Below are 21723 nucleotides of genomic sequence, written 5' to 3'. Positions count from 1 at the left end.
GTTACTCACACTTTCAGTCTAGAGGTGCCGGCCTACCGGCTAAGAGGCAGCCGCCGGCCGTTCAGTTCCGCGGCGGGGGCGGTGAAGAGCCCGACTGCGGCAGCGGCCAGGTCTTCGATGTCGGTGAAGCCGGGGAAAGTGCGTTCCGGGGACTTCGCGCGCATGCCCGCGTCCACGAGGGCCTTCACCACGAAGATCACGGCGGCGCTGCGCTGTTCTTCGGGGTCCTCCTTGCGTGCCGACTGACCGCGGCGGAACCCGTCGGCCACCGCAAGGGTCCAGGCCTCCGCGGCGGCCTTGGCCGCCGCATAGCTGGCGCCGCCCGCCGTCGGGCTGGCCACCGCGGTGGACGAGACGATGGCCAGGCGCCCGGCGTCCGAGGCGGCAAGGTCGTCGAAGAAGGTCCGGCTGACGTTGCGGAGCGTGGTGACGGCGTTGCGTTCCAGGAAGTCCCAGTCCTCGTCGCTCTGGTCCGTGATGCCCTTCGCGCCGCGCCAGCCGCCCACCAGGTGGATCACGCCGTCGACCCGCCCGGCCCGCTCCGTAAGTGTTGAGTGGAGGTCCTGGACCGCGGCCGGGTCGGCGAGGTCGCAAACCAGCGGCACCACGCCGTCGCCGGCTTCGGCCGCGGCGGCCTCGATCCGGGCCCGGTCCGAGCCCACAGTGAAAACGGTGTGTCCGGCGTTGCGCAGGGCGCGGGCGACGGCGATCCCCGAAGGACTGCTGCCGCCCGCGACCAGCACACTCAGTGTGCGGCCGGCGCTCATCCGGCGTTCATGGGAACGGTGTCTGTCCCGGTGTCGGAGGCGCCCGTGATTCCGGCGGTGGATTCGATCACGGTGCGCATCTTCTTCTCCAGCGCCTCGTAGAACATGGAGAGCGGGAACTCGTCGTCGAGCACCTGGTCGGTCAGGCCGCGCGGCGGCCCGTCCAGCGGCAGGGCGTCCGGCCCCTTGGCCCAGACCGAGGCCGGGTTGGGCGTGACGGTGCTGGAGATCAGCTCGTAGGCGGCCAGCCAGTGCGCCGTCTTGGGGCGGTCGATCGAGCGCCAGTAGAGTTCCTCGATCTTGGCGCCGAGTTCAATAACGACGTCGGCAACCTCGTCCCAGCCGATGCTGAGCTTGCTGTCGGTCCAGTGCAGCACGTGGTGCTGGTGCATCCAGGCGAAGAGCAGCTGGCCGCCGAGCCCGTCATAGTTGCGGACCCGGCTGCCGGTGATCGCGAAGCGGAAGATGCGGTCGAAGATGACGGCGTACTGGACCAGCTTGGCGTGCCGGCGGGCCTCCGGATCCGCGTCCTCGTCCTTTTCGATCTTCACGGATTCGCGGAAGGCGGTGAGGTCGCAGCGGAGTTCCTCGAGCGAGTACAGGAAGAACGGCATGCGCTGCTTGATCATAAAGGGGTCGAACGGCAGGTCGCCGCGCATGTGGGTGCGGTCGTGGACGAGGTCCCACATAACGAACGTCGCCTGTGTCAGCTCCTGGTCCTCGAGCAGGCCCGCAGCATCCTCGGGAAGCTGCAGCGAGGTGATGTCCGCGGCGGCGCGGAGCACCCGGCGGAAACGGGCGGCCTCGCGGTCGGCGAAGATGGCGCCCCAGGTGAAGGTGGGTGTCTCCCGGACGGCCACGGTCTCCGGGAAGAGCACCGCGGAGTTGGTGTCGTAGCCGGGGGTGAAGTCGAGGAAACGGATCGGGACGAAGAGCTTGTTGGAGTAATCGCCCGCCTCCAGGCCGGCGATGAACTCGGGCCAGACGACCTCGATCAGCACGGCTTCGACCAGGCGGTTGCTGCTGCCGTTCTGGGTGTACATCGGGAAGACCACGAGGTGCTGCAGGCCGTTGATGCGGTGCTGCTGAGGCTGGAAGGCCTGGAGCGAGTCCAGGAAGTCGGGGACTCCGAAGCCGCCGTCTGCCCAGCGCTGGAAGTCCACGGCCAGGAGGTCCAGGTAGCGGGCATCGTGCGGGAAGGACGGTGCCAGCGCGTCAACCGACGCCGTGATGGTGGCGACCAACTGGGCCGCGGCCTCGTGATCGGCGGCGTCCGGCACGGAACCGTCTTTGATCTGGAGGGCCTGCAGGGCGGTCGCGGCGGCCTTGAGCTGCTGCCATTCCGGGGAATCGGCAGTGATCCGGGCAGGGAGGGTGAGGGCGGTTACGGTCATCGTTGCTCGCCTTTCTGGTTGCTGGAACGTCTACGGCGAGCGTAGCAAGCAAACAGAAGTGCTAACTCAAAATTGGGTCGAGCATAAGAATGTCTGAGGCAAGCGGGCCAACGGGTGGCATCCAGCTCCAGCCGGGCAGGGGCTCCGCCTAGCGGGCCGCGCTGGCGGAGTCGTCGGTGTCGCCGGAGGCCGCAGGGACGAGCTTCAGGGAGACGGAGTTGATGCAGTAGCGCTGGTCCGTAGGGGTGCCGTAGCCCTCGCCCTCGAATACGTGGCCCAGGTGCGAATCACAGGCCGCGCAGCGCACCTCAATGCGTTCCATCCCGAGGGTGCGGTCGTGGATGTAGCGCACCGTGCCCTCCGCCAGCGGTGCCCAAAAGGACGGCCAGCCGCAGTGCGAATCGAATTTTTCCCGGCTGGTGAACAGCTCGGTGCCGCAGGCCCGGCACTGGTACACGCCCTCGGTGTGGGTGTCCCAGTACTCGCCGGTGTACGGCCGCTCGGTCCCGGCCTGGCGCAGCACCCGGTATTCCTCCGGGCTCAGCTCCTCGCGCCACTGCTGATCGGTCTTTTCCACCGGGCCCCCAGCGGTAGTGCCGGTTTGACGGGCCGCTGCGGTGTTCCCTGCGGTATCCCCGCCGGCGGGGGAGGAGACGGGCTGGACCTTGGGCTTATTGCTGAAGATGCTCATGACGTCCACAACGCTCAGGAGTCGCCGATAAATCCCGATCCGGCGTACAGATGCAGCACCGGGAGGCCGAGCTTGTCCTGGGCCTCGTTGGCCCAGTCGGTGTGGAAGGTGTCCGCGACGGCGTGCGGGCGGGTGATCACAACGGCCTGTCCTGCGTTGAGTTCCCTGACCTTGGCGACGAGGCCGTCGACGGCCTTGCCCTCGACGATTTCGCCGGTCACGCCGCCGCCAAGTCCGCCCAGTGCGGCGAGGGAGGCCGCCAGGGTTTCGGCGGCCGCCGCCCGTTCCACGGCCGGATCGGGGTGCCTGGTGCTCAGCTCGCGGAAGGCCTTGGCGATCTCCAGCATGGACAGGTTCTCCAGGAAGTCCACCAGCAAATGGCGCTCGGTGTTCGCCGGGACCAGGACCACGAGCGGCGCATCGCCGTCGGCCACGAGGGTTTCGATGTTGACGCGGTCGTCCGCGCCGAGGGGCTCTTCTGTCAGGATGACGATTGGGTCGCTCATGCCCCCAGCCTAGCCCCAGGGCCACCGCCCCGCACGGATTGGGGCGCCCTCCCGGCCGGACGGAGCCGCGGGTGCGCCGGATGCCGGGGTTGGCCAAGACTTCGGTAAGAATGGTGCCATGGCCTCGACCCTGCGCTTCCGCCCGCCAACGCACCGGATCCCCCCTGCCCGGAGGACCCCCCGGGCCCTGCCGGCGGGCCTCCGGGACACCGGAGCGCCGGAGACCCTGACGGCCGGGAACGCCAAGTGGGCGGTGGGCGGCATCATCGGCGGGAGCGCCGCGGCCGGCCTGCTCGCCGCGGGCTCCTCGGCGCTGGCCTTGTACTTCGCCCGGCGCGTCATCACGCCGGTGCGGGTCCGCGAGGAGGACCAGGAAGTGCTGGCGGTGATCCGCGACGGCCGCGAGCTGCAAGTCATCCTCAAGGCGACCCCGGACTCAACGGTCGAGGGCGTCTACGGGTTCTTCTTCGACGGCGGCCGCGGGCACGCCCGGCTCGGCCGGATCCTGTCCTATTCGCCCGCCGAGCAGACGGTGCTGCGGGAGGTCGAGGCCGTTTACAGCGGGGACCTAACGACGGCGCGGCGCGGCTACTGGAGCGGGGCCGTGCACCCTGACCCCGCGGCCCTCGGGCTGCCGGCCGAAGAGGTGCAGATCGAAGTCGACGGAGGCACGGCGCCGGCCTGGCTGGTCCGCGCCGCCCCGCAGGCTGGCCTGCCGGCGGACATGCCGGCAGCGACGGCGGGCGCAACGCCGCCGTCGGACGTCTGGGCGATCATGGTGCACGGGCGCGGCGCGAGCCGGCAGGAGGGCCTTCGGGCCGTCCGGGTGGCCCGCGACCTGGGCCTGTCCAGCCTGCTGATCTCCTACCGCAACGACGGCCTGGCGCCCTCGGCGCAGGACGGCCGGTACGGCCTGGGGTCCACCGAATGGCGCGACGTCGAGGCGGCGATCGCCTACGCGCTCGACCAGGGCGCCCGCGAAGTGGTGCTGTTCGGCTGGTCCATGGGCGGCGCGATCTGCCTGCAGACGGCGGACCTGTCCCGCTACCACCACCTGATCCGGGCGATGGTGCTGGACGCTCCGGTGATCAACTGGGTCAACGTGCTGGCGCACCACGCCGAGCTGAACCGGATCCCGTCCGCCGTCGGGCGCTACGGGCAGCTGATGATGAGCCACCGGCTGGGCCGCCGGCTCACCGGGCTGGCCGCCCCGGTGGACCTCAAGGCGATGGACTGGGTGTCCCGTGCCGTGGAGCTCCGGACGCCAACGCTGATCCTGCACTCGGTCGACGACGAATACGTCCCCTACGGCCCGTCCGCGGCCCTCGCCGAGAAGAACCCGGAGATGGTGACGTTCGAGACGTTCAGCACGGCGCGGCACACCAAGGAATGGAACGTAGATCCCGAGCGCTGGGAGTCCCTGGTCACCGCGTGGCTCCGGCAGCAGCTGGCGCCCAGGCCAACCCCGGCAGGCTAAGCCCCTAGCTTCGGGAGGTGCCGATCCGGGCCGTGCGGGCGCCGGTCAGCCGGACCAGCTCCGCCGGGCTGAGCTCCAGGTCCAGGCCGCGGCGCCCGCCCGACACGAGGATGGTCTCAAGCGCCAGCGCGCTCTCGTCCAGCACCGTGGGGGAGGGCTGGCGCTGTCCCAGCGGCGAAATGCCGCCGAGGACGTAGCCGGTGCGGCGCTCCGCCGTCGCGGGGTCCGCCATGGCGGCCTTTTTGCCGCCCAGGGCGGCGGCCATCGCCTTCAGGTCCAGGTTTCCGCTGACCGGCACGACGCCGACGGCGAGGCGCCCGTCGACGTCGACCATCAGCGTCTTGAACACCCGGGCCGGATCGATGCCAAGCATCTCGGCGGCCTCGAGGCCGTAGCTGGCCGCGGCGGGGTCGTGGCTGTAGGGGTGCGCCACGAAAGGAACCCCGGCCGCCGCGAGTGCCGCGGTGGCCGGGGTTCCCTGGGACGCCTGTTTACGGGCCACCGGGCTGCTTAGCCGTGCTGCGGCAGGGCAACGACTTTGCGCTTGATCCGGCCGAGCATCGCCGTCATGCCGCGCATCCGCAGCGGGGTGATCGCCCGGGTGAGGCCCAGGAGTTCGGGCATGTCGTCCGGGACGGCCAGGATCTCCGCCGGGCTCAGCCCGTCGAGACCCTCGTGCAGCACGCCGGCGAAGCCGCGGGTGGTGGGTGCCTCCGGCGGGGCCTTGAAGAACAGCCGCACGCGCTCAGGGCCGCCGTCGGGCTGCCCGTCACCGGCGGGTTCCGTCTCGATTGTGAGGAACAGCGGCGACTGGCATTCAACCACCTGCTCCATCAGCTCCGGGTGGTCCTGGAGCCGGGCCGGCGGATCCGGCAGCTCGCGGGAAAACTCCAGCAGCAGCTGCAGCCGCTCGGCTTCCTCGAGGGCCTGGAAATCGTCAACGATGTCCGCCAGGGCGGGGGGCAGGGCAGAAGTAGTCATCGCTCCCAGTTTACTTGCCTGCGGGGACGGTGCCGCGGTCGGTGCCCTTGGCGATCGGGACGCGGACGGCGTTGCCCCATTCGGTCCAGGATCCGTCGTAGTTGCGGACAGAATCGAAGCCCAGCAGGTACTTGAGCGCGAACCAGGTGTGGCTGGACCGCTCGCCGATGCGGCAGTAGGCCACGACGTCGTCGCCTTCCTTGAGTCCCGCTTCGTCCAGGTACAGCGCCTCCAGTTCGGGGCGGCTGCGGTAGGTGCCGTCCTCGGCGGCAGCGCGGGCCCACGGGATGGACGCCGCGGTGGGGATGTGGCCGCCGCGCAGGGCGCCCTCCTCCGGGTAGGCCGGCATGTGGGTGCGCTGGCCGGTGTATTCCTCGGGGGAGCGGACGTCGATCAGCGGCTTGCCGAAGTGGGCCAGCACATCGTCCTTGAAGGCGCGGATCGGGGCGTCGTTGCGCTCTACCACGGGGTACTCGCCCGGCGTGACGGCGGGCTTGTCCGTGGTGAGGGCGAGGCCCTCGGCGATCCACTTGTCGCGGCCGCCGTCGAGCAGCCGGACGTCCTCATGGCCAAAGAGCGTGAAGACCCACAGGGCGTAGGCGGCCCACCAGTTGGACTTGTCGCCGTAGATCACCACGGTGCTGTCGCGGGAGATGCCCTTGGCCGCGGCGAGGGCAGCAAAGGCTGCGCCGTCGACGTAGTCGCGGGTGACCTCGTCGTTCAGGTCCGTGTGCCAGTCGATCTTGACCGCGCCCGGGATGTGGCCGGTTTCGTACAGCAGCACGTCCTCGTCGGATTCAACGACCACCAGTTTCCCGCCGTCGAGGGCGCCGCCGTCAATCGCCGCCGCGAGCCATTCGGTGGAGACGAGGCGCTCCGGATGGGCGTAGGCGGCGAATTTCTCGTTCTGCTCAACGGGGTAGGGCATGAAGATGGCCTTTCACTGGGCGGTCGGGAAGCCGGGCGGTGGTGGTGCGCGGCGCCGGGCCTGCCTCCACACTAACCACGCCCCGGCAGGATTGCTTCCCCGGGCTACATAGTCGGAAATATGGCCTTGGTCACGTCCGTTCCGGCGTCCGGAAGGGAATGGGGCAGTTGCCGGTATCCTTTCTGGGGACACGAGACCAGCAGAACGGACCACCTTGGTACAGATCGAACAGCTCGCCGCCAGAACACCGGCGGTTTCCGTGGATGAACTCCTCAACGGGTTTTATCCGTCGCCGCGCTTCGGTGAGGTGTCCTTTGCCAGCTACCGGCCGGACCCGGCCCAGCCCAGCCAGGCCCACGCGGTCCATGCCCTGCAAAAATTCGCGGCCGGCGTCGGAGCCGGGGACGGCGACGGCCTCTTCAAGCGGCTCTTCGGCAAGAAGGACACCTCGCGGGCGGGCATCTACCTCGACGGCGGCTTCGGCGTCGGCAAGACCCACCTGCTCGCCTCGCTCTGGCACGCCGCCCCGGGCCCCAAGGCCTTCGGCACCTTCGTGGAGTACACCAACCTCGTGGGAGCCCTGTCCTTCCGCAAAACGGTGGAGGCGCTCAGCCACTACAGGCTGGTCTGCATCGATGAGTTCGAGCTCGACGATCCGGGCGACACGGTCCTGATGTCGCGGCTGATGCGCGAATTGGCCGACGCCGGCGTCAAGCTGGCCGCGACGTCCAACACCCTGCCCGGGTCCCTGGGCGACGGCCGCTTCGCCGCCGTCGACTTCGCTCGCGAGATCCAGGTGCTGGCCGACCAGTTCGACGTCGTCCGGATCGACGGCGAGGACTTCCGGCACCGCGGCCTGCCGAAGGCCCCGGCACCGCTGCGCAACGACGAGCTGACGCACCACATGCAGGCGGAGTTCGACGGCCAGACCGTGGCCAAGGATGAATTCAGCACCTTGATCAACCACCTCGCCGGCGTCCACCCGAGCCGCTACCGGCAGCTGATCGACGGGATCGACGGCGTCGTTTGGCGCAACGTGGAAACCATCACCGAGCAGGCCGTGGCGCTGCGCTTCGTTGTCCTGGCGGACCGGCTGTATGACAAGGATGTGCCGATCCTGGCCAGCGGCGTGCCGTTCGACCAGCTCTTCACCGAGGAAATGATGACCGGCGGGTACATGAAGAAGTACTTCCGCGCTGTCTCCCGGCTCACTGCCCTGGCCCGGGAGGGCCAGAACCACGAGCCGTCCTAGCTCGTAACGGCAGCGCGGGGTCACTTACGGCCCATCCGGAGGCTTCGGGTGGGCCGTAAGTGACCCCGCGTTGGTCGTGAAACGACAAAGGTGCCGGCGCCGCCTCTCGGCGGGACCGGCACCTCGCTGACGTACCTGGGTCAGAGGCCCGGCTGCCGGGGTTCCCCGGGGACGGGCGGCACTTCCGCGACGTGCGGCTCTGCGGTGGGGGCCGTTTCCGGCCGGCCGTCCGCGTTGTCCACGAAGTCGGAGGCGCCTCGCTGAGCGGCATCGACCTTGTCGGCGTACTTTCCGCCGGTCTTCGAGTCGACGAAATCACCCGCCTTTTCGATACCGTCCTTGATGGCCTGTTCGTTGCCACCAATCAGATGCTGAGCCTTGCCCTTTAGATCGTCAAGTAATCCCACGGGCACCTCCCTTCGGTCGCGGAGCCAGATCGCTCCTAGCGCTTCCGATCCTAACCGGCGGACATGGAGGTGCCAAGGGTGTACGCCCAGAGGAGAAAGACTCTGTGCCGGAGGGCCGGCCAGGGTAACGGAAAAGCAGCCCCCGGGAGAGCTGCTTTGTATGGTGGGCGATACTGGGATCGAACCAGTGACCTCTTCCGTGTCAGGGAAGCGCGCTACCGCTGCGCCAATCGCCCGCAACCGGAAGGATCCGGAGTGGAGTTGTGTGAATCTGATGAAACAACAGAGCGGACGACGAGATTCGAACTCGCGACATCCACCTTGGCAAGGTGGTGCTCTACCAGCTGAGCTACGTCCGCATTTTTTAGTCCGTTCCGGCGGTGCCGGCGGTACTGGATCAAGCAAGTTTCCTTGCTTTGGTGGGCGATACTGGGATCGAACCAGTGACCTCTTCCGTGTCAGGGAAGCGCGCTACCGCTGCGCCAATCGCCCCTTTTGATCCGGCCGGAACCGGAAACCAGGGTTTTCACCGAGGTGGGTACGGGATTCGAACCCGTGTATACGGCTTTGCAGGCCGCTGCCTCGCCTCTCGGCCAACCCACCGTGTAGCTCCGGCTTCCCAAAAGAAACCGTTGCCGTGACAGTGTCCTGCGAGCGGACGACGAGATTCGAACTCGCGACATCCACCTTGGCAAGGTGGTGCTCTACCAGCTGAGCTACGTCCGCAGTGTTGCTTGCGATTCGCTGCCGTAATCGGCAATTCCTCGCGTTCCAACGAGTAAGAACTCTATAGGAGGTTCAGGCAATCTACAAATCGGGACGCCATCCGCGCCGGCGCACCCCCGCCCTTCCCTGCAATCTAGGGGATTTTGCTAATTACAGCTGTGTAATTCGCCCTCCATTCTTGCGTCGCCTGGGCGGGGTGGCCGACGTGGTGTCCGACGCCGACGGCGGCAGACGCGCCGTCAGTGCAGGAGCGGCGCCGGGGCAGGGCTGCGATTCGGCGGGGCGAGCCCGTTCCGCCATTTGCCAGAGACGGCCGCTAAGTCGGCCCGGATTGCGGCCATTTGTGGCAAGTGGGTGAGGCGCAGGCCTGCCCGGACCAGCCGCTCCATCGATTCGCCAAGGGCGGCCGCATTGCCGGCCCGTATAGCGGCCCCTTGTGGCAAGTGGGCGCCGAATGCGGCCGACTCCGACAGCGGCGGCCGGGGACGCAGGGGCACCCCGGCCATCGATTCACCAACGATGGCCGCATTGCCGGCCCGTTAAGCGGCCACGTGTGGCAAGTGGGCACCGAAAGCGGCCGACTCCGATGGCGGCGGCCGGGGAGGAAAGGGTACCCCGGTCCGTCGATTCACCAAAGATGGCCGCATTGCCGGCCCGCTTAGCGGCCATTTGTGGCAAGTTGGCGCCGAAAGCACTCGGCTCGGCGGCTCCGGGAGGGTCAGCGGGCGCAGGGGCCCATCGATTCACCAAAGATGGCCGCTAAGTCGACCCGAATTGCGGCCACTTGTGGCCAGTGGGCACCGAAAGTACCCGAATCCGACGGCGGCGGCCGGGGACGCAGGGGTGCCCCACCGGCGCCGTGCCGCCGTCGAAAGCGCCGATTTCGGATTTCCGCCGGGGTGGGCTAGCATTCAATGGCACCGGGGCGATTGGCGCAGTGGTAGCGCGCTTCGTTCACACCGAAGAGGTCACTGGTTCGAACCCAGTATCGCCCACCAATGAAACCGCAGGTCAGAGGCGCTTTCCCACTAGGGAAGGCGCCTCTCGTGCAACACACGTGCAATAGGCCCCTCCGTCGCCCCTCAAAGACCCCCGAATTCTATGGATTCCTGGAGATGGCTGCCGTTGCCTGGTCTGCTGCGTTCGCGGACTGTCTGCGGACTGCTGCGATACCACTTTTGCTGCTGCCCCGGAGCCGTTGCCCGTTGAGTGTAACGACGCCGGGGTCAAGGGTGGCAAACTTCTCTCGTGGACATTGTGGAATTCCTGGAAGCGCGTATCTCGGAAGAGGAGTGCGCGCTTCTCCACGCCGACGTCCGTGATTCACCGACGGCTGGCCTCGCTCGTGGCCTGCTTGCCGAGTGCGAAATGAAGCGCGCCATCTTGGACCGGTGGGTGACCTCCGCAGGCGCCGAGGGTCTACGGTCACCCGCCGAATCGGGGTCAGGGCTCACCGCAGTAAGCAGCGCCATGCTGGCCATCCTCGCGTCGGCATACCGCCGGCACCCGGATTACCCGATCGACTGGCGAGCTTGTAGGTCAGAGGCTGCCAAACGCGAAGAAACGCCCCCTCGCTAGCCGGGGTCGGCATCGTGCGCGGGGGCGTTTCAGGAGGTGGCCCTCCTGGGTTGAGTCGGATGGCCGATATATAAAATAGGGGCTGATCTCGATCCAGGTCAATGGTCAGTGGCAGGCCGACATCCACCAAGCACACGAGGACGCGCAAGGTTGGCCGGCACGTAAAAACGCCCCCGCACCGTGTCGGGGGCGACCTTGGTGCGGGGGAGCTTCATAGGGACGGCTCTCCGATCATGGGGGAAACCTGAGAACCGTCGTTAACGGTACTGGCGGGTAATGTGTGCGTCAACCTGGCTTTGTGATGCATATCACTTGTAATATGTCTCTCGAAGGTGGCTCCAGGCAACGACTTTGGGGGGAGTCACCCTCCACGCTCGTCGCCCCCGCATGTTTGAAACACGAAGATTTAGTGCCCATACCATCAATTCCGAGATGTGTCAACGATTTAGTGGAATTTTGGGCGTATCCGGGCTATCTTCGGTCGGTAATGCACTAGCTACTCATACCGATCGGATTCCCTTGAACGACGACGCACCGAACGCGCCACGCATCTACTCCGTCACCGAAATTGCTGACATTCTCCAACTCTCTCCGGTAACCGTCCGGGCCAAAGCCCGCAGCGGCGCCTGGCCCTACCTTGACTTTGGGCCCCGCACGATCCGCTTCACGGAAGCCCACCTCGATTCAATCCTCAAAGGGAGCGAGGCTGCTGCGCCACCGCGCTTGACCCGCCTCCACCGCAGGCGGGGCGAACCGCCCCGGTACTGCTGAACTCATCGGCGCTCGTGGACGCGCCGTTCGCCACTTCAAGGTTGGTCGTGGAAAGTCTTGTTACGATCACGACGGCACGTTCAGCGGCCAATTCAAGGGGGGAATATTGAGCAATCCAGCAGGTTGGTATCCGGATCCGGCAGGCCAACCGCAGCAGCGGTTTTGGGACGGAGCGACGTGGAGGGAAGAAGTGCGGGCGTTCCCTGCACCGAACCCGGCAGGAGCTAAGCAGGCGGCCCCCGTCGTCGAAAAGCCGAAGACCACCCCGAAGCAAACGGCCATCGGGTGCGGTGTGTTCCTGGTCCTTTCGCTGATCATCGGCGGCATAATGTCTAGTTGCGTGGCAAACGCCGGCAAGGTGGACCCGGCAACTTTGGGCGACGGCGCCCACGCAAAGGTCGCCTGCCGCGGAATGGTTCAAGACAAACTGAAGGCACCGTCGACGGCGGACTTCAACAGCGAGAGGGTCTCAGGTTCGGGGACTAGCTGGAACGTCGCCGGGTCGGTGGACTCACAGAATAGCTTCGGCGCTAAGATCCGCTCAAACTACACGTGTTCTCTCACGTACAGCTCGACAGACCACCAGTGGAATGGCAGCGTCAGCGTCGGTTAGGACAGAACGAGAGGCCAATGGTTTGACGATCCGGCTGAGGAAGACGGGAGCTGCATGGAGAAGACAAGGGCCAAGGCCTTTCGCCGGCTGTTTTGGGACATGAAGGCAACCTGGCGGAGCGGCCCTGAGCCGACGCCGGCGCCGTTCGGAGACGGCGGACGCGACGCTTTCACGGAGTGGACCGTCTCGGCCGTGGCTTGGGGGTGGACAGCCCGGGTTGCCCGATCCGGAGAAGGAGCCATTCGCCTCGCGGAGATGGAACTCGCGGAAGAGGTCGCCCCGCTCCTTCGCAGTGCCGTTGAGCACTCCATGTGGCTGTGGTGGCTGCAGGCCGATAGGGGCAAAGTGATTGAGGTTCTTCGCCGACGTCAGGGAGAAAGCCTTGAAAAGATCAAGAAGGCGCAAAGTGTGGGCTGGTCGTTGGACGCACCGACACTAGAGACAATCGAAGCGCTGATCCGGGAAGCCAACAAGCAGCACACAGAGCTCGATACGTACGGCAATCTTGCGCACATGGCTCGGCTGTTCAAAGATGACATTGGCAATCTCTACCCCGCGTGGCTGTATGACACGCAAACGTCGCACGCTACGCTCCAGAGCGCGAGCGCCTACTACTCGCCGATTCCGGAGGGCGAGTCCCGTGGACCCGGATTCCGTCTGCGACACACGCCCGAGACCGTGGACAACACGGCGGCGAAGGCGGCCGTAGCATTCCATGTAGCCCTCAGCGGATACTCAAGGGTGGTGGGTCTCACTGACTACTTCCAGCCCAAGCTGGATGGATTCGGCCAGCGGTTTGGCAGGCTGTCCGCATAGTCGAGGACTTGCAAGCGTCAGGGTCCTGGGCCTAGCGCGCCGCCGCGCTCCCGAGTACTTGTCGCACTGTCGAGGCGTACCACTTCCCGCCCGCGGCAGTCGGCACAGCCCCCTCGTTGAGGGTCCGGGCAATCCCGGCCAGAGATGCGCCACCCTCGCGCTCTGACATGATCCGGCGGATGGTTGCCTCAGGCAGTGTGCTCCGGCGCCCCATGTGCTTGCCCGTGGTGGCCTTGATCTTAGCCATGCCGTCCCGCGTGCGCTCTGCAATTTTCTTGCGCTCCATCTCCGCGAAAGTACAAGTAACTTGTGCCATAGCCGCCCCGGTAATGGTGGAAGTATCGATACCGAGGTCAAGGCAGATGAGGGCCCAGCGCTGACGGTTCGCCGTCTCCAGCATCCCGGCGAAGTCGGCCACGCTACGGGACAGGCGGTCAAGCTTCGAAACGGCCAGCGCCCCATAGGCGCCGGCCTTGAGGTCCGCGAGCGCTGAGGCGAGCACGGGCCGATTTTTCAGGCTCTTGCCCGATGCTGCTTCTTCCCTGCGAATCGTGAGGTCCCAGCCGTTGCGCTTGGCCTCAGATTCCAGTGCGGCTCGCTGCACTTCTGGGCCGATGTCCTGCTTCGACGTCGAAACTCGGATGTACCCGATGACCTTGAGTGGCTGGTTGCTGTTCATTGTTTGAATATACATTAAGGGTTCCCATTGTGTAAATGAGGAATCTCGTCTAGTCTCATGAATGTCAGCCAGTCCACTCCATAGGGGGAAGATCATGAGCACCAGCACCGAGACGATCCGAGACGAAGCATCAGTCCGCGTTCCCGCAGGTTTCAGACGAGCAACCGCCGCCGACTTCACCGACCGCCCTGAGGGATGGGTTGGCCCGAAGATCCACGCGACCTACTTGGTCAACGGCCTTCCCGAGACGGCTGCAATCCTGACTTGGGCCCCTGATGGGGGACTCTGCTCGGTCCTGAATGCGGACGTTTACACTGGCGCAGTGGATTCACCTGCCGCTGTAAACGCTTTCGAGCGTCTGGATGCCATGCTTCAGTACGCTGCGGATGAAGCCGAAGCGACATCGCCGTCGGAGCTGGTCCGCACCTACCGGGCAAACGAGGACAACGCGTATAACTTCACCGCCCCGTGGGATGGCACCGAAGCTCACCACCTCGTGCGGAACGCCCGTGACGAAGCCACCGTGACGGCTTCCACCGTGGTCGCCGGCGGCCACCCGATCGGGATGCATCTCACGGTCGCGCTGGAGGACTTCGAGGGCCTTGGCCTGGACGTGCTCGCGGAATCCAACCTTCTCGAACTCACGGGAACGCGGGAAGAAATCGCCGCGGCCGCTGACCTCTTCGCCAAGATCGGGGCCGAACTCATTTCCTACCTGAACAAGCAGGCGGCAGAGTAATGACCGCGGGCCCCACAGCGGCCCTGCGGAGGGCTGTGCAAGCCATCATCGACGCCGACCTGTCGCTTCAGGAAACCCGTGATGCGGTCATGTCCCTCATCCCGAAGGAATACCACGTGGGGCACCACGGCGCCGAGTCAGGGATGGTCGGCGCTGACCTCATGCGGCAGCAATAGTCCGCAGACCCAAAAAGAGCCCTTCCCCGCGGCTGCTAACCGTAGGGAAGGGCTCTTTCGTGCGTTAGTGCGGGTCAGTCGGTCGCTGGCGGCTTAGGCCGCCGTCGAGGGGCACCCGCCTTGTATCCGGCGAGCAACACCTCGATGTCGTGCCTCAAACGTGCATCCTTGTCACTTGAGGCATCAGTGGGGAGGGCTTCGAGCAGCGCCTCCAGCTGGGCCATGACGGTGGCCACGTGCGCCTTGGTGAGCGGACTAAGTGCGGATTGGATCTCCTGCATGTCCCTTATCGTCCCATGACCTGATCCGGAAAGAGGATGTCGTGGGACGCCAGCCACTCGACCTGGGCCGCTATCGCGTTCTCAAAGAAGGTCAGGACTTCCGGTGTGATCCCCTCCGGCGAAGCCTTGACCAATTCCAGCTGTGCGCTGATCTGCTGGATGAAGGCGTAGTGCTGGCTCAGGATCTCGTCTTGATTGCTCATGTGGGGGTTCTCTCTCGTACTTTGTTCATTGTCCTGGCCCGCTGCGGGCCCGGTTTCGTCAAGTCGATGGTGGAAAGGGGTTTTAATCTCCGATTGTGCGCTCTAGGGTGGGGGTATGGAAACGAAATCGGCTGTACTCGGCGGAGCGGCAACCTTGCTTGCCGTAGGACTCGGCTTCGGCCTCATCGCCACGGCAAATGCCCAGACAGCACCCGAACCGGCTGTTTCCGTGACCACCTCGGCGCCGGCCACCACGGCCGCGCCCACACCGACCCCGGAGCCTGTAGTGACAACCGCAACGCCTGAACCTGTAGCCCCTGCGCCCGCCGTCGAGCCGGCCCCGCAGTTCGCAAGCCCGCCCGTCGTGGTGGCTCCCGCGCCCGAAGTGGCCGCGACTGTCGACCTGGCACCGGCAGCCGTGCCAGCGAAGACGTACAACACCGCGATAGGCGAAGTGCCGCCGGCAGTGGCTCCACCGATGCCGCCCGCTTCCGCAAACAAGCCAGCGCCGGGGCCGCCCACGCCGCGCCCGGCCGACCCCGGAATGAACGGCGCCCCGCACGTCCCATAGCTAGCGGAGGAACTGGACGATCGCATTGGTGTTCGCGATGTTCGAACCGTTCGCTGCCCATCCGGCCGCGCCGGTCCAGATGCGGCAGCCGACAGTGATGGAACCGCCCGACAGACCGGACAGGGTGCGGATCGCAAAGGCGCTCGCGGATCCATAGCTGCTGCCCGCGGCTCCCTGCGGAGTACTGCCCCCGGCGCTTCCGTTGATATCACCGGCCACGTAGAGGTAGTCGTATGCTGCCGTGTTGTTCCATGCGCCCCCGGAGACGCCCAGAAACACCAGGGCTTGGGTGAAACCGGCGGGGACGGCGATGGACTGCTGAGCGTAGACCGTGGATGTCGTCGTGTAGGCGTGGCCTGGGTCCGAAAGCCCAGCAGAGCCGGGCTGGATCGGATTCACCAGCGCGGCATTGTTGATAGACCCATTGGGCAGGTTCAATGTCCCGCGGATGGTTACAGACCCGTCCTGCCCGCTGATCGTCACTGTCTCAGTTCCGCTCGAGTCGAAGGCGTGCAGTCCGTTGATGTCCGTGGAGATACCGGGCGTGCCCGGGTCGGAGCCGGTGGAGGCGTGGGAGAGGACAGGCTGGGTTGCGAGCTGCCGGATGTCCGCCTGCATGCGGGCGAGCAGCTGGGTCAGGTCGTAGTTCGAGCCGAGGATCGCGTTTACCAAGTGGATTCCTTCAGGGACTGGCTGTGCTGAGTGGGGCGATTGGGAGCGGCCTTCACGGGCTCAGGCATCCAGGGCTCGCAGTTCGGCCGGGACGACGGTCCCGGCAAGCGACTGTTGTGTCGGCGTGAGGTCCAGCCGGTTAAGGACGTTCTTCATGACCGTCACAAACATGCCGGCTGTCCGTTCATCGAGGCGGAGGCGCCGCTCCTCAAACCCGGACTTCGCCAGTAGGTCAAGGAACTTCGCGGTGCGGTCGAGCGCTCTCTCGTACAACGCCACTTCCGCTTTCAGCCCCTCGACTCCGAGCTTGGACGTCGTCGTGATTTCCTGAAGCGCGTTCACGCGTGCCGCCAAAGCTGTCTTCATGGCCAACGACTCTGTAGCGAGCCGCGCCAACGCCCCCAGCGGGTCTGTGACGCCCTCCAATCCCTCGGAGGCGATCACCGCAGCCACGTCCGCTTCTACGGCCGCCACCTCGAGCCTGCGGGCTGCCGCGGCCTTCACGGCGGGGCTGCTGCCGCCGTGCATTCTGCAGACGGTGCCGCCTTGCATGGGCGGGTTCGAACATTGCGCCCCGGTGGTGCGGGCATTCGCCCTACATTGAGCTTGCATGGGGTCCTCCATCGGGGCCGTGATGTATGGGGTTCAAACGCGGGCCGCCGGTCATGCGGGTTCGCTCAAGCCGGCGATGATGCGCGCCACGCGAACTCGTCTCAGCCATGCCGCGATGTCGTTGCGGTCTGGGAGGACGGTGGCGAGCCATAGGTCCACGGTCACTGTCGGGTCGAGCAGGTCGCCACCGCGGCCGTTGAGGTGGATGCTGCTGCCGTGCTGGACGGCGTTGTCGGCGGGATCCGTGAAGCCACCGTCCGCCATGTACTGGGTGAGAGCTCGAATGGCGTCGTTGTGGTGCACCACGGGTTCCTGGGCCTCAGTGAGGGCTGCATGGAGTTCCGCCACGGCGGCGCGGACCCGGGGGGCGAGCTTCTCCAGCGCAGCGGACAGTTCGGAGGCCGGGTTGTCGAGCAGGTGCCCAAGTTGCTCATCGCGGAAGGCGGCCCATGCGTCGCGACGCTGCTGTTCGCAGGCTTTTTGGTATGCGGCGTTTGCGGCTTCGAGGGCGAGGGCGGCGTGCTTGGCTTGTGTCTCGGCGGCGTCGACGGCGTCGGGGGTGATGGTCAGGTCGCCGTCGATAAGCCGGGCGCGGAGCCCGGCGGCGCGAATCTGGGCGCTCTCAGCGTCGGTGCGTGCGGCGTCGAGGTGCTCGGCGGGGGTGGGAGGGGTCGCGGTGGTGGGATTGGTCATGGGGTGGATTTCCTTAGTGTCCGGGGTGGGTTTGCGGCGGAGCCGATCGAGGATTTTCATGCGGCAGGCCCTCCGTGGCGGCGTGGCCGGCGGGCTTTGTCCCGCAAGCGGGCGCGGTCCGTCGCGGCCGCCTGGATCCGTTGGCGGGCCTGGTCCGCGGTCCGGGCCTGTGCGCGGGATCCTTGGATGGCGCGGCGGCGTGATCCACGGCTCACCGGGCGCCCCAATGCTTCGGGCTGATTTTCATGTCTTGATTTCTCATTGCGTGGGGTTCTTTCGTTTAGTGCTGGTGGGCTCGTAGGCGGTCCTGAGGACTGCGAGCTGTGATTCTGCGACTAATGCCCGGTTCATCCATGCGCGGGCGTCCTGGTGGGCCTCCTGTGCCTTCCGCATGTGGTGTTCAGCGAGCCACTGGAGTTCGTGCTTGGCGAACTGACGCACAAATTTGTTCGGCTCGTAATCGCTCGGGACCGAAGGGGGTTCGGTAGTCAAGATGCTTTCCTTTCGGCCTCGATGAGTTTCTGAAGGGCGTCCATCTGCTTGTGGCGGTTGTCTTCGAGTGAGAGATTTTCATCGACCAACCAAGGGTCTGGGGAGTTGTCCGGAGCCTCGCGTGTGCCTACGTCACTTAAGGTGAGCGACCCGCCCTGAGGATTTGTTGGTTGGGGATTTACTTCATGGAGAGGTAATGCAGAGGTAGGCGGAAGCCAGCTTCCGGTGTTCTTGTCATCTGCTTCCGGTGATGTGCTGTCAGCTTCCGGTGATATGTCGGCAACTTCCGGTGATACCGTCCATTCCCTGTCACTAACACCGGAAGCCAGCTTCCGCTGTTCGACCATTTCGGCGGTCGCCTGCCTCCACTGATCCTCGACTGACCTGGCGATATGGACGATGTCGAAATCCCAAATATCCAGGCTGTCTTCGGCCGTCTTGAACCAGGCGTCCAATTGCTCGGGAATGGTGAGCTGGTAAAGAGTTGCCATGCCCTTGCCTGACCGGCCGAAGCTACTGCCGGCGATAAGCAACATGATCAGTCCGAATTCCTCCAAGTCCCGGATGTGGTCACGGACTGCCCGCTCGGAGATGCCGGTGTGGATCGCCAGCCGCTTCTGACCCGGACGAACATTCGCGCCAGTTTTCGTATCGGCGTAGGTTGCCAATACGAACGCCACGAGCTTGGTGTACTTCTTCGGGAACACGCACTGGCGCACGATGCGCTCCCACTCGAAGCGGCCTACGCTGATGAGCGGGCCGCCCCAATCCGAGTACCGTTCGCTCATCCGCTCGGCCTATTTCCCTAGGCTGCATCGTTCGCAGACGGGATGGCAGAGAACATGCCGTCCACCTCGTTGAGGTCAATTCGGATGTGCCTGGGGCCGACTCGGTAGCCGGTCAGTCGGCCTTGAGCGATGTAGCGTCTCAGCGTGCGGGTAGAGAATCCCGTGTATGCGGAGCCGGCGCTAAGTGTTGCGTAGCGGCGTGCGGCGGTGCGCTCGCGGCCCTTGGAGAGATTAGAATCGGTCACGTAGACGTCCTTGACTGGGGTTTACGCGGGCCCGTGATCTTCTGTCGCCAAACTTTCAGATCACGCGGCCCGCTTTCTTATTGGCGGGTATTCATGTCCGGGGGTGTCCGGCATTCACCATTTGAGCCGTTAGGCAGAGGGGACGCAACATGCCCGAGCGGCGCCTGTGTGGATAAGTTGTTGATAGTCGGTGGATGGTCTGTGGAGTACAAAACGAGTGTCCACAAAAGACGAATTACATGCTTGTAATACTGGCGTGTCATCTCGCCGATTTTTAGATGAGCGTGCTAAAAGTTCTTCCAATTTTGTGGACACCAGGAATTTTTTCTGATGCAACTCGGAAACCCGCCGTAACAAAACGTAACAATCGTGCTTTGCGGACGATCAACCGCCTATTCTGCCCTGGCCATCTCTGAAAGCCTGGCCGCGATCTGGGCATCTCTCCCGGCCGCTGCATGTTGATACCGAAGTGCGGCCTGTGATGTGGAGTGGCCAAGCCGGGCCATGAGTTCCGCCAGCGTCGCCCCCGTCGAGGCAGCCAGGACGGCTCCGGTGTGGCGCAGATCGTGCCAGCGTAGATCTTCCCGGCCTGCAGCCTTGCGGGCCTTGTAGAAGCTCTTGTAGAGGGTGCTGGGGGATAGGTGCCCGCCCGTGACGGTCGGGAACAACAAGCCCTTACGCCCGGGCTGGGCGTACTCGGCAATATGGGCCTTGAGCATCTCCATCAGGTGCGGGGGCACCGCGACGTCGCGGACACCCGCATCCGATTTGGGTTTGCCGACAATGACTTCGCCATCCGCCCTGACGACGCCGCGGCGGACATGGAGAACGCCGTTCTTCACGTCGACATCGTCCCGGCGCAACTCGACCAGCTCCCCGAACCTTAGGCCGCACCATGCGGCCAGCAGCGTCATGGCCTTGTACTTCGACGGCATCGCCTGGACCAGCAGTGCGATTTCATCCAACGTCGCCGGCTTGATCTTGTGCACCCGCTTGGAAGTTCCGGCGCCGCGGATGTGGCAGGGGTTCGCGGGGATCAGTTCGTCCTCAACGGCAGTGGCGAGGATGGTCCGCAGGAGGCCGTAGGCATGCGCCCTGGACGTTGGATGGGCTGAACCTAGGCTCGAGTGCCATTCCCGGACTAGTGGGGCTGTAATCGCCGTCAGTTTGATGTCCGTGAAGGTCGGGAGGATCTTGGCGTCCAGCATCGACCGATAGTGCGCCCGGGTGCGCGGTTTCAGTTCACGTTCCGCAATCCACTTTTCAGCGAAGGCGCCGAAGGTACCGTTCTTCTTCTCCTTCCCCGCTTGCGCGGTTCCCCATGTCCCGTTGCTGATCTCGCGGCGACGATCGGACAGCCACGCCTCCGCGTCCTCTTTCGTATCAAAAGTGGTCGAAGCGAGATGCTTTACTGTGTCTGGGCCCACATAGTGAGCTTGGTAACGCTTGGAAGGTAGCTTGCGGATAGCTCCGAAACCTCGCCTTGAGGGGGCCATGATTCTCCGTTCGTGCAACATACGTGCAATACCAGTGTAAATCGATGTCCGTTTGTGACTATTCAAGTCAGGCGATACTGGTGGACGAATCCGCAGTTCAGAGCCATCTTATGCCGGTACTAACCAGTAGTGCCAGCACCTAGGCGTCACTGGTTCGAACCCAGTATCGCCCACCTGGAAGATGGTCCGTTCCGCTCACAGAGCGGGGCGGGCCATTTTGTTTTCCGCCAGCGTCCGACCCCCGTGAAAGAGTCTTTTTATGACCGCCCCGCTCCTCGCCCACGCCACCGACTACGGCCGGATGTACGCACGATCCACGTCCGAGCAGTTTTCCGTCCCCTCCATCACCACCGTGATCGGCCAGCAGCCCCACGGCCTGGACGGATGGTTCGGCTACATGGGCGCGAACAGCCTGGCCGCGGATCCCACGCTGCCGGCCATCCTCGGTAGCCCGGCCAAGGTGCGCCAGGCGGTCAGCCGTGCCGCCAAGGCCGCCGAAACCTACCGCGACGACGCCGCCGCGCGCGGCGACCGGGTGCACAACTACTGCGAGCAGGTGGCCCTCCGTGCCCTGGGCCGGCCGCACCTGATGAAGGAAACCCGGGAGGCCCTGGCGGCCAACGGCGAGGAGGCCTTCGCCGCCCGCTTTGACGAGTGGTGGGAGCTGTTCCAGGTGGAACCGCTTGCCCCGGAAATCACTGTGTGGAACAAAACCGTCGGCTACGCGGGGACCCTGGACCTCGTCGCCAGGATCAACGGCCGAACCTGCCTCATCGACTACAAGACCAAGGGAACCAGCCGCGACGGCACGGTCAAGCCGCTCGATGACAAGGTGGTGATGCAGTTGGTGGCCGGAATGAAGGCCGAGGAAAGCCTCGTGGATCCCGTGGCAGGGGAGTGGGAACCCTGGCAGCACGGGGACTCCCCGATTCTCCTCGCCGTCGCCATCGGCGAGACGGAAGTCCGGCCGCAGCGGGCCAACCCGGACGTTCTGAAGCACCACTGGTGGAAGTTCTGCGCACTGCGCCGCGTCTGGGAGATGTCCGCCGATACGGTGGCCGCCGGACCGGCCCTGCTGCCGATCGCGCCGCCGGCGGCCCGCTGAGCCGGAAACCGGAGCCTGCCACTAAACTGGACGGAATCCTGTAGCCGCCCACCGTGAGGACCGA

Annotated in this window: 25 protein-coding genes and 6 tRNA genes; 9 read left to right on the top strand and 22 right to left on the bottom strand. The window is 65.4% G+C overall.

All coding sequences use genetic code 11. The features are described from left to right. Positions 1–32: 32 nt before the first annotated feature. From ABLI39_RS02765 to ABLI39_RS02750, 4 genes are all read right to left on the bottom strand, one after another. Positions 33–767, bottom strand: a complete 735-nt coding sequence (locus tag ABLI39_RS02765; protein WP_349411840.1) for an SDR family NAD(P)-dependent oxidoreductase — start codon at positions 765–767, stop codon at positions 33–35. Next, positions 764–2161: a DUF6421 family protein gene (locus ABLI39_RS02760; protein WP_349411839.1), complete on the bottom strand. Its 1398-nt coding sequence runs from the start codon at positions 2159–2161 to the stop codon at positions 764–766. The genes ABLI39_RS02765 and ABLI39_RS02760 overlap by 4 nt, the downstream gene beginning before the upstream one ends. 148 nt (positions 2162–2309) lie before the next feature. Continuing rightward, positions 2310–2852, bottom strand: a complete 543-nt coding sequence (gene msrB / locus ABLI39_RS02755) for a peptide-methionine (R)-S-oxide reductase MsrB (protein ID WP_349411838.1) — start codon at positions 2850–2852, stop codon at positions 2310–2312. Between the two features lie 14 nt (positions 2853–2866). Then, positions 2867–3358: a hypothetical protein gene (locus tag ABLI39_RS02750; protein ID WP_349411836.1), complete on the bottom strand. Its 492-nt coding sequence runs from the start codon at positions 3356–3358 to the stop codon at positions 2867–2869. 118 nt (positions 3359–3476) lie between these two features. Here ABLI39_RS02750 and ABLI39_RS02745 point away from each other — a divergent pair, with 118 nt between their 5' ends. Beyond that, on the top strand, positions 3477–4835 hold the full coding sequence (locus tag ABLI39_RS02745) for an alpha/beta hydrolase family protein (protein WP_349411835.1): 1359 nt from the start codon (positions 3477–3479) through the stop codon (positions 4833–4835). 4 nt (positions 4836–4839) lie between these two features. Here the strand turns inward: ABLI39_RS02745 and ybaK are convergent, their stop codons facing one another. Genes ybaK through ABLI39_RS02730 form a run of 3 tightly spaced genes read right to left on the bottom strand, consistent with a single transcriptional unit; the run spans position 4840 to position 6744 of the window. Continuing rightward, positions 4840–5337 carry a Cys-tRNA(Pro) deacylase gene (gene ybaK / locus ABLI39_RS02740; protein WP_349411834.1) on the bottom strand — a complete coding sequence of 166 codons (498 nt, stop codon included), beginning with the start codon at positions 5335–5337 and terminating at the stop codon, positions 4840–4842. A gap of 8 nt (positions 5338–5345) precedes the next feature. Then, positions 5346–5816 (bottom strand): SufE family protein, encoded by a 471-nt coding sequence (locus ABLI39_RS02735; RefSeq protein ID WP_349411832.1) that lies wholly within the window; start codon positions 5814–5816, stop codon positions 5346–5348. Between the two features lie 10 nt (positions 5817–5826). Continuing rightward, positions 5827–6744, bottom strand: a complete 918-nt coding sequence (locus tag ABLI39_RS02730) for a sulfurtransferase (RefSeq protein WP_349411831.1) — start codon at positions 6742–6744, stop codon at positions 5827–5829. A gap of 214 nt (positions 6745–6958) precedes the next feature. On the opposite strand from ABLI39_RS02730, the gene zapE reads away from it, so the two are divergent. Continuing rightward, entirely contained in the window at positions 6959–7996 is a 1038-nt protein-coding gene (zapE, locus tag ABLI39_RS02725; RefSeq protein WP_349411830.1) for a cell division protein ZapE, read from the top strand. 140 nt (positions 7997–8136) lie between these two features. Here the strand turns inward: zapE and ABLI39_RS02720 are convergent, their stop codons facing one another. The 6 genes from ABLI39_RS02720 to ABLI39_RS02695 form a co-directional block, all read right to left on the bottom strand. Next, the gene (locus ABLI39_RS02720; protein ID WP_349411829.1) at positions 8137–8403 is read right to left on the bottom strand and encodes an antitoxin; all 267 of its coding nucleotides are present in this window, start codon (positions 8401–8403) and stop codon (positions 8137–8139) included. 161 nt (positions 8404–8564) lie between these two features. Then, positions 8565–8639: transfer RNA gene (locus tag ABLI39_RS02715), tRNA-Val, on the bottom strand. Between the two features lie 50 nt (positions 8640–8689). Then, positions 8690–8762: transfer RNA gene (locus ABLI39_RS02710), tRNA-Gly, on the bottom strand. 58 nt (positions 8763–8820) lie between these two features. Then, positions 8821–8895 (bottom strand) — tRNA-Val (locus tag ABLI39_RS02705). Between the two features lie 40 nt (positions 8896–8935). After that, positions 8936–9006, bottom strand: a tRNA-Cys gene (locus tag ABLI39_RS02700). A gap of 50 nt (positions 9007–9056) precedes the next feature. Then, positions 9057–9129 (bottom strand) — tRNA-Gly (locus ABLI39_RS02695). 923 nt (positions 9130–10052) lie between these two features. Here ABLI39_RS02695 and ABLI39_RS02690 point away from each other — a divergent pair. The 4 genes from ABLI39_RS02690 to ABLI39_RS02680 all read left to right on the top strand — a co-directional run bounded on the left by ABLI39_RS02690 (position 10053) and on the right by ABLI39_RS02680 (position 12907). Then, positions 10053–10127, top strand: a tRNA-Val gene (locus tag ABLI39_RS02690). A gap of 250 nt (positions 10128–10377) precedes the next feature. Then, positions 10378–10707 carry a DUF6221 family protein gene (locus ABLI39_RS17380; RefSeq protein WP_502935176.1) on the top strand — a complete coding sequence of 110 codons (330 nt, stop codon included), beginning with the start codon at positions 10378–10380 and terminating at the stop codon, positions 10705–10707. A gap of 877 nt (positions 10708–11584) precedes the next feature. Continuing rightward, entirely contained in the window at positions 11585–12091 is a 507-nt protein-coding gene (locus ABLI39_RS02685; protein ID WP_349411827.1) for a DUF2510 domain-containing protein, read from the top strand. 54 nt (positions 12092–12145) lie between these two features. After that, positions 12146–12907 (top strand): DUF5677 domain-containing protein, encoded by a 762-nt coding sequence (locus tag ABLI39_RS02680; protein WP_349411826.1) that lies wholly within the window; start codon positions 12146–12148, stop codon positions 12905–12907. A gap of 31 nt (positions 12908–12938) precedes the next feature. Here ABLI39_RS02680 and ABLI39_RS02675 read toward each other — a convergent pair whose 3' ends face one another. Further along, on the bottom strand, positions 12939–13586 hold the full coding sequence (locus ABLI39_RS02675; RefSeq protein ID WP_349411824.1) for a recombinase family protein: 648 nt from the start codon (positions 13584–13586) through the stop codon (positions 12939–12941). Between the two features lie 367 nt (positions 13587–13953). Here ABLI39_RS02675 and ABLI39_RS02670 point away from each other — a divergent pair, with 367 nt between their 5' ends. Both ABLI39_RS02670 and ABLI39_RS02665 read left to right on the top strand, forming a co-directional pair. Further along, on the top strand, positions 13954–14325 hold the full coding sequence (locus ABLI39_RS02670) for a hypothetical protein (protein WP_349411823.1): 372 nt from the start codon (positions 13954–13956) through the stop codon (positions 14323–14325). A gap of 35 nt (positions 14326–14360) precedes the next feature. Next, a complete protein-coding gene (locus tag ABLI39_RS02665; protein ID WP_349411822.1) occupies positions 14361–14501 on the top strand; it encodes a hypothetical protein in 141 nt (46 codons plus the stop codon). Positions 14502–14575: 74 nt separating this feature from the next. Here ABLI39_RS02665 and ABLI39_RS02660 read toward each other — a convergent pair whose 3' ends face one another. From ABLI39_RS02660 to ABLI39_RS02625, 8 genes are all read right to left on the bottom strand, one after another. Next, entirely contained in the window at positions 14576–14782 is a 207-nt protein-coding gene (locus ABLI39_RS02660) for a hypothetical protein (RefSeq protein ID WP_349411821.1), read from the bottom strand. 5 nt (positions 14783–14787) lie between these two features. Next, on the bottom strand, positions 14788–14985 hold the full coding sequence (locus ABLI39_RS02655; RefSeq protein ID WP_349411820.1) for a hypothetical protein: 198 nt from the start codon (positions 14983–14985) through the stop codon (positions 14788–14790). 571 nt (positions 14986–15556) lie between these two features. Then, on the bottom strand, positions 15557–16228 hold the full coding sequence (locus ABLI39_RS02650; RefSeq protein WP_349411819.1) for a hypothetical protein: 672 nt from the start codon (positions 16226–16228) through the stop codon (positions 15557–15559). A gap of 60 nt (positions 16229–16288) precedes the next feature. Next, positions 16289–16840: an HGGxSTG domain-containing protein gene (locus tag ABLI39_RS02645; RefSeq protein WP_349411818.1), complete on the bottom strand. Its 552-nt coding sequence runs from the start codon at positions 16838–16840 to the stop codon at positions 16289–16291. Positions 16841–16891: 51 nt separating this feature from the next. Beyond that, positions 16892–17593 carry a hypothetical protein gene (locus tag ABLI39_RS02640; RefSeq protein ID WP_349411817.1) on the bottom strand — a complete coding sequence of 234 codons (702 nt, stop codon included), beginning with the start codon at positions 17591–17593 and terminating at the stop codon, positions 16892–16894. 428 nt (positions 17594–18021) lie between these two features. Then, complete coding sequence (locus ABLI39_RS02635; RefSeq protein ID WP_349411816.1) at positions 18022–18813, bottom strand: helix-turn-helix domain-containing protein; 792 nt, start codon at positions 18811–18813, stop codon at positions 18022–18024. 17 nt (positions 18814–18830) lie between these two features. Continuing rightward, on the bottom strand, positions 18831–19058 hold the full coding sequence (locus tag ABLI39_RS02630; protein WP_349411815.1) for a helix-turn-helix transcriptional regulator: 228 nt from the start codon (positions 19056–19058) through the stop codon (positions 18831–18833). A gap of 392 nt (positions 19059–19450) precedes the next feature. Beyond that, positions 19451–20554: a tyrosine-type recombinase/integrase gene (locus tag ABLI39_RS02625; protein WP_502935178.1), complete on the bottom strand. Its 1104-nt coding sequence runs from the start codon at positions 20552–20554 to the stop codon at positions 19451–19453. 259 nt (positions 20555–20813) lie between these two features. Here ABLI39_RS02625 and ABLI39_RS02620 point away from each other — a divergent pair, with 259 nt between their 5' ends. Then, positions 20814–21659: a cytochrome gene (locus ABLI39_RS02620; protein WP_349411813.1), complete on the top strand. Its 846-nt coding sequence runs from the start codon at positions 20814–20816 to the stop codon at positions 21657–21659. Positions 21660–21723 lie beyond the last annotated feature (64 nt).

The sequence above is a fragment of the Pseudarthrobacter sp. B907 genome, from assembly GCF_040137805.1.
Taxonomy (GTDB): domain Bacteria; phylum Actinomycetota; class Actinomycetes; order Actinomycetales; family Micrococcaceae; genus Arthrobacter.
This window is presented reverse-complemented; position numbering and strand designations above follow the sequence as displayed.